This is a genomic window from Collimonas fungivorans (genome assembly GCF_028292705.1).
Lineage (GTDB): Bacteria > Pseudomonadota > Gammaproteobacteria > Burkholderiales > Burkholderiaceae_D > Collimonas > Collimonas fungivorans_B.
The window spans coordinates 1-11,648 of the sequence record NZ_JAQGLV010000225.1; the positions used below are offsets into that span (position 1 = coordinate 1).

Here is an 11,648-nt window from a genome sequence, read left to right on the forward strand (position 1 = left end):
GGCGGCGAGCAGCAGATGCTGGCGATGGCGCGCGCGGTCATGCTCAATCCGGAAGTGATCCTGCTGGACGAGCCATCGATGGGGCTGGCGCCGATCCTGGTGGAAGAAGTGTTCCGCATCATTTCCCGGCTCAAGGAGCAGGGCGTGACGATGCTGCTGGTCGAACAGTTCGCCGCCGCGGCGCTGAATGTCGCCGATTACGGCTACGTGCTGGAGAACGGCCGGATATCGGTGCATGGTCCGGCTGAAAAATTGAAGAACGATCCTGCTGTCAAGGCTGCCTACCTGGGAGGCGGGCAGCACTGAACCCGGACATCGGCTGTGCATGCCAGGATACGAGCGGCATGCCGGCCGGTCAGCGGTGTGCGGGTTTGTACCTGCGTTCGATCCGGGCCTGGATTACTTCCAGCACCATCGACATCAGCCAGTAGATCAAGGCCGCGGTAATCAGCATTTCTATGTGGCGGAACTCGCGCTGGCCGGCGGTGCGCGCAACGTAGGTCAATTCCCATACACCCACAACGGAGACCAGCGAACTATCCTTGAGCATGGCGATAAACTGGTTGCCGGTGGGCGGGATGATGATGCGCATGGCTTGCGGCAGGATGACCATGCGCATGGTTTTGCCTCGGTCCAGGCCCAGGGCGAGCGCCGCTTCCCATTGCCCCTTCGGGATGCTTTGAATCCCGGCGCGGAATATTTCCGTCATGTACGCGCCGTAGCACAGCGACAAGGCGGCGACCCCGGCCGGGATGGGATCGACGATATAACCCAGCTGCGGCAGCCCGATGTAGAGGATGAATATCTGCATCAGCAGCGGCAGGCCGCGGAACAGGGATGTATAAAAAGTAGCGATGCCGATCGCGATGCCGCTCGAAGACAGTTTCGCAATGGCGCCGATCAGGGCAAGCACGAAGGCGATCATGATCGAAATTGCGGAAATGTAGAGCGTGGTGACCGCGCCCTGGCTGATCAGATACCATATCTTGCGCTGGATGAACTCGAAGCTGAGATTGAAAGTGGAGAAGAACAATACGACCAGCAACGCCAGCTCGATCCATACGATGATTATTTGCCAGCGCACTGAAAAACGGGTGAGCAGATAATAATTGAGAGCGAGCGCGCCCAGTATGACTGCTGCGGTGATTGACTTGCCTAGCCAGCCGGCGGCATTGGCATTGCCGGATGCAAAAGAAACCAGGTGCTGGATCCAGCCCGGACTGACTTGCAACGCGTAGTAGGCGCCTGCCAGCATCAAGCCAAGCAATAATAAGATCGAAAAATTCCTAGCCGGGTTTTTCTCAATGTTTTCGACTTGCATGTATCTCTCCCTTTGGCGCCGCCAGGGTCAAACCCTGCATTACGCCCTGCGTTCCTGCATGAAATCCATTAACTGGTAATACCAGTAAGTCATCTGAACCGCCGCCGTTCCAGCCGCACCGCCGTTCCATACCAGGCCAAAAGGCGCAAATTGCCGATAGCGGTCAGTTTCGCCGGCAATCCCTTGCGCAACCACCTTGCCGCCGATGGCCGTGGTATTCATGCCATGGCCGCCGAAACCCATGCAATACCACACGCCGGGCTTGAACTGGCCGATCAAGGGCATCAGATGGCGGGCGTAAGACATCAGGCCCGACCAGGCCACATCGACCTTGAGGCCCTCCAGTTGCGGATAGGTGTCCACCATCCGCTTGCGCAATACCTCGGCCAGGCGTCGCGGTTCCGAGGTGCGCGTGGTGATCATGCCGCCCCACAGGATGCGTTCACCGCCATCGACCAGGCGGTAGTAGTCGCTGGCGCGACGGCTGTCGCCTATCGCTGCGCCGGTGCGGATGGCGGAAGCAATCTGCGTTTTTGCCGCTTCGGTCAGCAGCATGTAGGTGGCGATCGGCAGGTAGCTGCCGGCCAGCTTCGGCACCAGGTTGCCGGTGTAGCCGCCGCAGGTAAACACCACGGCGCCGGCCTTGACGCTGCCTTGGGCCGTCTTCAGCAGCTTTACCGGCAGATCGCAAGCGGCGGACAGCACCTCGGAATCCTCATACACCTGGCCGCCCAGGCGTTCGATTTCAGCCACCAGGGCTTGCGCATAATTCAAAGGATGGAAATGAAAGGCCTGCGGATCGTAAAGCGCCTGGCGATATCTGGCCGATACCAGCATGTCCTGCAATTCCTCGCGCGATTTGAACGCGACCTGATACTGGAATTCCTGCGCCAGCCAGTCTCGTTGCGCCTGCATCTGCTCGGAGTTTTCGTAGCGGCTGACGCGTAAGGTGCCGGGAATGGCTTGCGCCTGCTGCATATTGAGCTGCTGAATATTTCCGGCGATGATCTGCACACCTTCGATCGACATCCGGTAAAGGGATTTCGCGTTGTCGGCTCCGCTGGTGCGGGCGATCTGCTGGAAGCTGGTGGAATAACCCGGACTGACGACGCCGCCGTTGCGCCCGGAGGCGCCCCAGGCCACGCGCTTTGCCTCAAGCAGGATGACGGAGCGGCCAAGGCGCAGCAGTTCCAGGGCGGCGGTGATGCCGGCCAGGCCGCCGCCGACGATGCATACGTCCGCTTCCCGCGCGCCGCTCAGGCATGGCCGTGCCGGGCCGGCCTGCAGCGTGCGCATGTAATAACTGTCTATGTAAGATGGCATGCGTGATTCAGGGAGTGGCTACGGAAAATAAGATGGCGGCTAAAAGCCGCCACCGCGGCTTATTTCGTGCTCGTTTCGGGCTTATTTCGCGCTTATTTCGTATAGTCGCGGCCAAACCATTTGGTGCTGATCTTGGCCATGGTGCCGTCTTGTTTCATGGCCTTGATCGTATCGCCGATCTTCTTGTTCCATTCCGCATCGCCCTTGTCGGTCACGATTGCGAGCGGCTCCTGGAACGCATAGTCGTTCGGGATGATTTTCACCGGATAACCATTCTTGATGGCGCCAAGCGCCGTCTGCTCCGGCGCGATGACCGCATCCAGGCGGGTGCCGTCCCCGAGCCGCAAATCGTCGAAAGGAAGCATCGAATCGGCATAGGTCTTCATCTCTTTCGGCTTTTGCGTCATGTATTTGAATTCCGGCACGCCCGGGGCGTCGATTTCGAGACGGTTGAGGATGTAGTCTTCCGATGTGGTGCCGCCTTCCACGCCGATGATTTTCCCATTCAGATCATTGCGTGTCTTTGCTTTTGAATTCTTGTGTACGGCAAAAACGTAGGGGCTGTAATAATACAGCGCCGGAAAATCCAGGAGCTTGGCGCGCGCCTTGGTTGGCGTGACCGACAGCACCGACACATCCCAGCGGCCACGCCAGTGACCGCCTGTCATCAGGCTGAAATCCGGAGTGTCGAACGTGACGCCTACCCCGATGCGCCGTCCCAGTTCCTTGGCGACGTCGATATCGAAACCGTCGAATTCGTTCTTGTCGTTCAGAAAGGCTTGCGGCGGCCATTTGGCGCTGGTGGCGACCACCATCTTGCCGTTTTTCATCACACGGTTCAGCGTATCGCCAGCCTGGGCGCTGGTTGCGCAGCAGGCTATAACGACAGCCATCGTGAGACCGTACAGAGTGCCCCGAATTTCTTTTGTCATGCCGTCTTCTCCTGATTTTTATGAACAACCAATATGCCGCGGTGCGGACATTCTTTACATGTCAAACAGACTTCAGACAGATTGCCTGTTGAGTGGGCAAGTCCTGGCAGCCGGACCTTGCCTGAAAAAATTACAGTAATGATTTCCTGGCTATCTCAGCGCCGCCGGATGGGCATGGCGGTCCGGTACTGGGCCATTAAGGGAATGCGCAGGCGAAGAATTGCTGCCTGGAGCAAGTCGATGACAAAAGGGCGGAGCAATATGGAAAACAGGCTTGGTTGGATTCGATCTTGATCGGTTATCAAGGTCCTTGGGTCGGAGATACCTGACTGCCACCCCTCAACCATATGCAACTCATACTATGAGATATCCCTTCAGATTGAAAACCAAATAAATACACAACATCATTACCTTTTGTAATTCCTGAAATCCCTTATTTGTTGATTGTAGGAAATTATTTGTTGCAATAAACCGCTTAACACCAATTAATAATCATTAAATAGGCACAAAAGGTGGGGTTGTGGCCAGGGTTAGTTTTCTACAGTGTTCCGAACGTGAGAATCTGGCAATACCGTGATGCAGCGCATGCATAAAGCGGTCAACCATGTTTTCCACTTCGGAGCACTCAAATGAAACAAGACCACACACTCAGCACTTCCAGCCGGGCCGCCGGAGGGAAATTCATCCTCCCGTCTTTGCCGGCAAGCTTGCCGGCGGCGGCGTTGCCTGAACAGCGCCTGCCGTTCACCGTCAGGATAGTCAGCGACGAACAGGCTTTGCAGAAGGCGGTAGGGATCCGCCATGCAGCCTACAGCCGGCACCTGCCCGAGCTGGCGCAAAACCTGCTTCGGTTCGAGCAGGCCGATATTGCACAAGATACCATCGTGCTGCTGGCGGAGTCGAAGCTGGACGGCTCGTCATTGGGCACCATGCGTATCCAGACCAATCGTTTCCATCCCTTGGGACTGGAGCAGTCGGTGACATTGCCGGACTGGCTGCAGGGCTGCAGCCTGGCGGAGGCGACACGGCTGGGCGTCACTTCCAGCCAGATCGGCAAGATCGTCAAGACCTTGCTGTTCAAGGCCTATTTTTTATATTGCGTCGAGAATGGCATCGACTGGATGGTGATTACTGCACGCTCTCCACTGGACCGGCAATATGACGCCTTGCTGTTCCAGGATGTCTTTGCGGGGCCGGAATTCATCCCGATGCTGCATGTCGGCAATTTGCCGCACCGTGTCATGGCGTTTGAAGTTGCCACTGCCCGCGAACGTTGGGCCGCCGCCGGCCATCCGCTGTTCGGGCTGATGTTCGAGATGCAGCATCCTGACCTGATTCTCGAGCAGCCGCCCAATGTGCTGGCGGATCAGTTCGAGCCCCGGGACAGCCAGGCAGGGGAGCGAAAGGTGCCGCTGAAATAGGCGTTTAACAGACGTTTAATCCGGTGTTGCCGAAACTAGATATTGAGAGGGTGTTATTGTTTGTTGTTAAAAGGAATATTGTGTCTTTTTTACAGTACAGTAGAACCCTCTCACTCTACGGATACGATGTCTATGTGGCTATTTCATGCCGATACGTCGAAAAGCTTTAATCACAACCTGAAGCCTCAAGACTGGGCGGTGTTTTATTTTTCGGTCGTATTGGTGCCGGTGCTGGTGATCGTGTTTACGATCGTCGCCTTCGCTACGCTCAACAGCCGCTTCGGCCATAGCGATCCAAGCCCGTCGCCGTTCCAGGTATTGAGCGATCCTGGGCGGCGCTTGCAGCCGGCGCAGGCATTCCAGGCGCTGGCGGCAACGCCCGTGCTTACCTACAGCAGCACGCAATTGCAGGAAACGCCGTTCTGGTTTTCTTTTCTGGTGCCGGCAGCTGCCGATCCGGGGCTGACGGAGGTTGAGCTGCCATCGCGCCATGCGCAGCAGGTGAGCTGCTGGGCGGGCGCCGGCGAGCGCCTGCTTGGCACGGCCAGCCGCGATGGGGTCGAAGGCCAGATGAAAGCCGAAAAAACCGGTTTCATCTTGTCGCTGCCGGCCGCCGCGCTGCCGCTGAACGTGCTGTGCAAGGGCGTTTTTTCCGGTCCGGCGCGCATCTCGGTACGGCAATGGACGCGTCCCGATTTTGTACAGTCGCAAAAGGAATTTTATCGCGGCATTGGTCTGATGGAAGGCGGGCTGCTGACGCTGACCCTGTTCGTGCTGGTGGCGGCATTGATCAACCGCGAATGGATGTACGTCTTGTTTGCGGTGTGGCTGCTGGGGAATCTGCGGCTCGGCGCCAATGCCATGGGCTGGGATGTGCACTGGCTGATATGGACCATCCCGAATCAATGGCTGCCCTGGGTGCGCAAGCTCACGTTCGCCACCTACTATATCGTCACCTTTACCTTGTTCGGTCGCCTGTTCCAGAATGAGCTGAAGCAGATCGGCTATGTTTTCCTGCAAAACGTATTGCGCTGGATGGGACTCCTGCTGCTGGTGGCCGCCGTGCTGCTGTCGTACCAGCACTTTCTTCCGGTGTTGTGGTGCTGGACCGTGGTCGGCATCGTTATCCTGGTGTTCCTGCTGGCGCGCATCGTCTGGAAGGCGCGCACCCGTGCGGCGCTGTGGTATTGCGCGTCGATGTTCGTGGTGCTGTTTACACGGATCGACGAGGTCGTCGCCGCTGCGTTCGGCATCAAGACGCTGGATGAAGTGCCGAATAATGTAATCGTGGCTTTGCTGTCGAGCCTGATGGCGTCGTTTGCCTTTGCTGAACAGATGCGCGCCGGCAAACGCGAACTGGCAATGGTCCAGGCCGAATTGCGGACTACCTATGAAGTAACACCCGTGGGTCTGTTTACCCTGGCCGCCGACGGCAGTTTCGTGCGCACCAATCCCGCCCTGGAAAAAATCCTGGGGCATGATCCGGGCGCCGAATCGGTGAAAAAGTTTGACGATTATTTCGAAGCCGGCGCGCGCGAAAAACTGCTGCGCATCGGTTCCGGCAGCAGCGGCAACGAAGCGGAACTGCGCGGCGTCGCCGACGCCAACGGCCGTAGCAGTTTTTACCTGGTGACCGCGACTTTCGCCAACGGCCGCATCGAAGGCTCGTTGCAAGACATTACCGACCGTTCCCAGGCGATCGAACGCTTGCGGTTTTTTGCCGAGCACGATCCGCTGACCGGCGTCCTCAACCGGCGCGGCATCGAAATCATGCTGGAGCAGGCGATCGAGCGCCAGGCCGGCGACCGGCCGCTGGCATTGGCCTATCTTGACCTCGACCGCTTCAAGCTGATCAATGACCTGTTCGGCCACCAATCGGGCGACGAGGTACTGAAGCAGCTGTGTTTCCGGGTGCAGCAGTTGCTCGGCGGCGATTGCCATATCGGCCGCATCGGCGGCGACGAATTCATCCTGCTGTTCCAGGATGTCGAGATTGGCGCGGCGACTGCCATCTGCGGCGACATCATCCAGAAAATCAGCTATCAGTCGTACAATATCGGCGCGCGCGCATTCCAGGTGAAAGGCTCGATTGGGCTGATTGAAGTTGATGCCGGCATGCGCGTGCAGGACGCCATCTCTGCCGCCGACCGCGCCTGCCGGGAAGCCAAGCGGGCGCACAACGAACATATCGTGGTGTACCAGAAGAATGCGCCGGTATTCCGCGAGCGGCTGGAAGAGCTGAGCCTGATCGAAAGGCTGGGCGGCGAATTCCTGCCGGCCGGCCTGTTTGTCGAAATGCAGCCGATCATGTCGCTGCGCGAACCGGAAGCCTCGCTCAATTTCGAAGTACTGCTGCGGCTACGCGACGCCGACAACAAGGTGGTGCCGGCCACCAAGGTGATCGCGGCGGCGGAAGAAAACGGCAACATCGCGGTGATCGACCGCTGGGTCATGAGCACGGTGCTGGAATGGCTGGCGCAGCACCAGGCGCAACTGCCGCTGACAAAATTCGTCTGCGTGAATTTGAGCGGGGCTTCGCTCAACGATGAGAAATTCATCCAGGATATTTTCGTGATCCTGGGCCGCCATCCGCAAGTGGTGCCGATGCTGTGCATTGAAATCACGGAAAGCGTGGCGCTGCACGACCTCGAACACACCAGCCGTATCATCCAGCGTTTGCAGGCCTTGGGGGCCAAGATTGCACTGGACGACTTCGGCGCCGGTTATACCTCGTTTACCTACCTGAAGAGCTTGTCGGCGGACGCCTTGAAAATAGACGGTGCGTTCATTCAAAGCATGAACAAGCATCCGGCCAACGAGGCGATTGTCGAAGCCATCGTCGAGCTGGCGCGCAACCTGGGCATGAAGAGCATCGCCGAATGGGTGGAAGACTGCGCAATGATCGAAGCGCTGGCGAAACTGGGCGTCGACTACGTGCAGGGTTATATCGTGGCCAAGCCGCAGTCGCCGCAAGCAATACTGGAAGCCAGTTCCGCCGCCAGCTTCATCACCGATCCGGCCTTGGCGCGTTTTGTAGCGAGCCGGCGCGTCGATGGCCGTCCTTGGGTCGGAGCGGGCGACGACTTGCCGCCCGCAGGATTGCATTAAGCGGCGTGCAAGCGATGGTATGATTTCGATTTCATGACGTATTTATGAACGCTGCAATTTCCGGTTTTTCCCTCGGTCTTTCGCTTATCCTCGCAATCGGCGCACAAAATGCCTTTGTCCTCAAACAAGGACTCAAGCGCGAGCACGTTTTCCTGGTCTGCCTGACATGCGCCGCGTCCGACGCCATCCTGATCCTGCTGGGCGTGATGGGGCTGGGCATCATCATCGAACAGGCGCCATGGCTGATGCCGGTCATGCGCTACGGCGGCGCGGCTTTCTTGCTGGCGTACGGCGCCAGGAGTTTCATCACCGCCTGGCGTTCGTCGGACGTGCTGCTGCAGGCCGAGCATGTCAAAGGCGCTTTGCTGCCAACCTTGCTGACCTGCGCCGCGCTGACCTGGCTCAATCCGCACGTCTACCTGGATACGGTGCTGCTGATCGGGTCGATTTCGACCCAGTTTCCGGGCCAGAAGGGGTTGTTCGCGGCCGGTGCGATGCTGTCTTCGTTTGTCTTCTTTTTCTCGCTGGGGTATGCCGCTGCCTGGCTCAGACCGATCTTTGCCAAGCCGATCTCGTGGCGCATCCTGGAAGTTGTCGTCGGCATCACGATGTGGGCAATCGCCTATAAGCTGCTGAGCGAGTAAGGCGCACAGCCTGCCAGGCCGCCCGGGCAGGTAAAATAGCGGCTGGCGGCAGAATCGCGCCATTTATTCATTAGCGAACCGAGAACATCATGAGCGCGACACTGAAACACATCGTATTCTGGAAACTGAAAGAACATGCCGAAGGGGCTGACAAAGCCAGCAACGCACTGCAGCTGAAAACCTTGCTGGACAGCTGCGCCGGCATCGTGCCGGGCATGCTCAGGTTCGAAGCCGCGATTGCCCAACCGGGGCTGGAGGCGACTTACGACGTGGTGCTCAATTCCGAATTCGCCTCGGCAGCCGCGCTGGAGGCTTACCAGAACCACCCGGCGCATGTGGCGATCAAGCCGTTTTTCGGCGCGGTGCGGGAATCACGCCAGTGCATGGATTACTTTAGCTGACTGCGGCCATGTTTCCTTCCCATATTTTCCCTATCGATAATCCCTTCCTGACCTACCTCGGCGTCGAGTTCGTCGAGATGGGCGAGGGCGCGGCCGAACTGGCTCTGACTTTGCAGCCGCACCACATGAACAGCTGGCAAGTGACCCATGGCGGAGTCTCGATGACCATGCTGGACGTGGTCATGGCGCTGGCCGGCCGGTCGCTCTATCCGCAAGCCGAAGCGGCGGTCACGGTGGAAATGAAAACCAGTTTCCTGCAGCCGGCCGGGCAAACCGGTGCGCGCATCGTCGCCAAGGGCCGCGCCTTCCATCGCTCCACCACCATGTGTTTTTGCGACGCCGAACTGTGGCACGGCGACCACCTGGTGGCCAAGGCAATGGGTACATTCAAATATCTCAGGCATCACCGGGCCGCGCTGAAAATCAAGCCGGGCTGAGCCAGCAACTTGGAAGAGACAACATGAAATTTCATCTGACGGTCGACAACTGGGCAGCGCAGAAAACCGACGCCCGCGCGGTGCGTTTCGACGTATTCGTGATCGAGCAGAAAATCCCGGTCGAGCTGGAGTGGGACGATATGGATGAGCGCTGCCTGCACGCGGTTGCCTATAACGAAGCCGGTTATGCGATAGGCACCGGCCGCCTGCTGCCGGACGGCCATATCGGCCGCATGGCGGTACGCGCCGCCGGGCGCGGCCAGGGTGTGGGAGCAGCCATCCTGCAAGCCTTGATGGCGCAGGCGCGGCAGCGCGGCGATGGCGAGGTGGTGCTGAACGCGCAGACCCAGGCCGAGGCGTTTTACGGACGCTACGGTTTCAGCCGCGACGGCGAGGAATATGACGAAGCCGGGATTGCGCACATCTGCATGCGCCATGTATTTACTTAAGGCGTCACCAGCTCGGCGCGTCGCTGCCTAACGGCACGGACGGCCGGCTCCAGTGCGCCGGCGTCAGCGACAGCTTGCCGGCATGGCTCACCGCAGTCAGCCGGCCGAAACCGGATTCGCTATGCTCCAGCAGGTCCTGGATCTGCTCGAATTCAAGCTCGGCCGCGGCCAGGCCATTCTCGATCCTTCCAAGCTGGCGCAGCCAGTGGCCGGTCTGCGCCAGCGATACCCGCACATGCCAGCTGCCGCCCTCGGTGACCCGGCGCGCCAGCGCCGTCATGGCGCCGGCCGCCATCAGGTAGCCGGCTGCATGGTCCAGCACCTGCATAGGCAGCGGTTTCGGTTTGTCGCTGTGTGCGGCCTGCGCTTCAGCGTGGTTGAAGCCGCTGGCGGTCTGCACCAGCGAATCGAAGCCGCGCCGCTCGGCCCACGGTCCCACATGGCCGTACGCCGATAGCGATACGTACACGATGCCAGGATGTTTTTTTGCCGCCGCTTCGGGGCCGAAACCCAGCACATCGAGGCCGCCCGGACGGTAGCCTTGTACGAAGATGTCCGTGTCATGCAGCAGGCGGCTCAGCGTCCGATGGTCGTCGGCCTGCCGCAAATCGAGCTGGCATGAGCGTTTGCCGCGTCCGGTGTCGATCACCAGCGGGCCGATCGCCGGCAGCTGCGGCGCCGTCACCAGCATGACGTCGGCGCCGTGCGCGGCCAGCGTGCGGCCGCAGACTGGCCCGGCGATGATGCGGGTCAGGTCGAGCACGCGCACCCCATCCAGTGGCCGTTGTTCAATCGGTGCAGGCAAGGCGCGCGGCGGCGCATCGGCGATTTTTTCTATGGTCAGCAGCGGCTGCGATTGCACTGCCTGTCCCTGCGGATGGCGGTCCCATTCCTCGAACGAACGCATGGCGGTGACTACCAGCCCGGTATTGGCGGCGGCTTCCTCGAAATCCTCGGCAGTCCAGCTTTGCAGCGCCTGTTGCACGCTCTCAACCGTATGTTCGCATTGCAGCAGGCGCAGAACGCCGTCTCGATGGTGCGGAAAATTGGTGTGCAGGCGCAGCCATTTGCCGTCGCCGCAACGGTAGGTGCCGGCGATCTTGTCCCAGATTTCGTCGCTGCGGGCGTCGTTGACCCGGAAGTAGCGTTCGCTGCGGAACTCGGCCGCGGCATGGCGCATGTCGACGCTCACCTGTTGCTGCTGCTGGCTGCGCAATTGCCACAGCTGCGCAGCCGACAGCGCCGCCGCCGCAATGCTGGCTTGGGCCGCGGCGCCGACTGCGAACGAGGACGGCAAGACCGGGTCGCTGCCGCTCAGCGACAGCTGCGACAGCGCGCCATCCGGCTGGCCGAGGGTGCGCCACAACTGCTGCACGATATCGAATGGAGACAACGCGGAAGGCGACAACATGTTCTGCTCCTTGAATAGGGTGCGGCGTATGGCGCCGCCGCCGTCACGGCATAGGTGTCAGCGCGAACAGCGGGATTCGGATGGCGATGCCGGATGCGTGTGTATTGGCGAAGAAGGGCAAAACGGCGGCGCCACTCTTTCATGCAGCATGGCGCTGCCGTTGGCCTTGATCCTGACCAGGGTCGAAGCGCGCGTGCCGTA

11 protein-coding genes are annotated in these 11,648 nt (G+C 59.6%); 7 read left to right on the forward strand and 4 right to left on the reverse strand.

The genetic code is table 11. The features are described 5' to 3' along the window. A partial coding sequence (locus JWQ61_RS12825; protein WP_369684896.1) for an ATP-binding cassette domain-containing protein occupies positions 1 to 306 on the forward strand: 306 nt, incomplete at its 5' end. Positions 307 to 355: 49 nt separating this feature from the next. Here the strand turns inward: JWQ61_RS12825 and JWQ61_RS12830 are convergent. The 3 genes from JWQ61_RS12830 to JWQ61_RS12840 form a co-directional block, all read right to left on the reverse strand. Continuing rightward, entirely contained in the window at positions 356 to 1,321 is a 966-nt protein-coding gene (locus JWQ61_RS12830; protein WP_304360870.1) for an amino acid ABC transporter permease, read from the reverse strand. 39 nt (positions 1,322 to 1,360) lie between these two features. Further along, positions 1,361 to 2,644: an FAD-binding oxidoreductase gene (locus tag JWQ61_RS12835; RefSeq protein WP_304360871.1), complete on the reverse strand. Its 1,284-nt coding sequence runs from the start codon at positions 2,642 to 2,644 to the stop codon at positions 1,361 to 1,363. Between the two features lie 92 nt (positions 2,645 to 2,736). Then, complete coding sequence (locus JWQ61_RS12840; protein ID WP_304360872.1) at positions 2,737 to 3,576, reverse strand: transporter substrate-binding domain-containing protein; 840 nt, start codon at positions 3,574 to 3,576, stop codon at positions 2,737 to 2,739. A 629-nt stretch (positions 3,577 to 4,205) separates the two neighbouring features. Between JWQ61_RS12840 and JWQ61_RS12845 the strand changes: the two genes are divergently transcribed. The 6 genes from JWQ61_RS12845 (at position 4,206) to JWQ61_RS12870 (ending at position 10,036) form a co-directional block, all read left to right on the forward strand. Beyond that, positions 4,206 to 4,997 (forward strand): hypothetical protein, encoded by a 792-nt coding sequence (locus JWQ61_RS12845; protein WP_304360873.1) that lies wholly within the window; start codon positions 4,206 to 4,208, stop codon positions 4,995 to 4,997. Positions 4,998 to 5,129: 132 nt separating this feature from the next. After that, positions 5,130 to 8,105, forward strand: coding sequence for a bifunctional diguanylate cyclase/phosphodiesterase (locus tag JWQ61_RS12850; protein WP_304360874.1), 2,976 nt, complete (start codon positions 5,130 to 5,132; stop codon positions 8,103 to 8,105). A gap of 44 nt (positions 8,106 to 8,149) precedes the next feature. Beyond that, the gene (locus JWQ61_RS12855; protein ID WP_304360875.1) at positions 8,150 to 8,749 is read left to right on the forward strand and encodes a LysE/ArgO family amino acid transporter; all 600 of its coding nucleotides are present in this window, start codon (positions 8,150 to 8,152) and stop codon (positions 8,747 to 8,749) included. 89 nt (positions 8,750 to 8,838) lie between these two features. Continuing rightward, on the forward strand, positions 8,839 to 9,150 hold the full coding sequence (locus JWQ61_RS12860; protein WP_120236142.1) for a Dabb family protein: 312 nt from the start codon (positions 8,839 to 8,841) through the stop codon (positions 9,148 to 9,150). 8 nt (positions 9,151 to 9,158) lie between these two features. Next, on the forward strand, positions 9,159 to 9,587 hold the full coding sequence (locus JWQ61_RS12865) for a PaaI family thioesterase (RefSeq protein ID WP_014005799.1): 429 nt from the start codon (positions 9,159 to 9,161) through the stop codon (positions 9,585 to 9,587). A 23-nt stretch (positions 9,588 to 9,610) separates the two neighbouring features. Then, on the forward strand, positions 9,611 to 10,036 hold the full coding sequence (locus JWQ61_RS12870) for a GNAT family N-acetyltransferase (protein ID WP_304360876.1): 426 nt from the start codon (positions 9,611 to 9,613) through the stop codon (positions 10,034 to 10,036). Between the two features lie 4 nt (positions 10,037 to 10,040). Here JWQ61_RS12870 and JWQ61_RS12875 read toward each other — a convergent pair whose 3' ends face one another. Further along, the gene (locus JWQ61_RS12875) at positions 10,041 to 11,447 is read right to left on the reverse strand and encodes a CoA transferase (protein ID WP_304360877.1); all 1,407 of its coding nucleotides are present in this window, start codon (positions 11,445 to 11,447) and stop codon (positions 10,041 to 10,043) included. Positions 11,448 to 11,648: the final 201 nt, after the last annotated feature.

Excerpts from the sequence above, each read along its gene's own strand:
- JWQ61_RS12830 (WP_304360870.1), bottom strand. The coding sequence starts at position 1,321 with ATGCAAGTCGAAAACATTGAGAAAAACCCGGCTAGGAATTTTTCGATC.
- JWQ61_RS12835 (WP_304360871.1), bottom strand. The coding sequence starts at position 2,644 with ATGCCATCTTACATAGACAGTTATTACATGCGCACGCTGCAGGCCGGC.
- JWQ61_RS12840 (WP_304360872.1), bottom strand. The coding sequence starts at position 3,576 with ATGACAAAAGAAATTCGGGGCACTCTGTACGGTCTCACGATGGCTGTC.
- JWQ61_RS12845 (WP_304360873.1), top strand. The coding sequence starts at position 4,206 with ATGAAACAAGACCACACACTCAGCACTTCCAGCCGGGCCGCCGGAGGG.
- JWQ61_RS12850 (WP_304360874.1), top strand. The coding sequence starts at position 5,130 with ATGTGGCTATTTCATGCCGATACGTCGAAAAGCTTTAATCACAACCTG.
- JWQ61_RS12855 (WP_304360875.1), top strand. The coding sequence starts at position 8,150 with ATGAACGCTGCAATTTCCGGTTTTTCCCTCGGTCTTTCGCTTATCCTC.
- JWQ61_RS12860 (WP_120236142.1), top strand. The coding sequence starts at position 8,839 with ATGAGCGCGACACTGAAACACATCGTATTCTGGAAACTGAAAGAACAT.
- JWQ61_RS12865 (WP_014005799.1), top strand. The coding sequence starts at position 9,159 with ATGTTTCCTTCCCATATTTTCCCTATCGATAATCCCTTCCTGACCTAC.
- JWQ61_RS12870 (WP_304360876.1), top strand. The coding sequence starts at position 9,611 with ATGAAATTTCATCTGACGGTCGACAACTGGGCAGCGCAGAAAACCGAC.
- JWQ61_RS12875 (WP_304360877.1), bottom strand. The coding sequence starts at position 11,447 with ATGTTGTCGCCTTCCGCGTTGTCTCCATTCGATATCGTGCAGCAGTTG.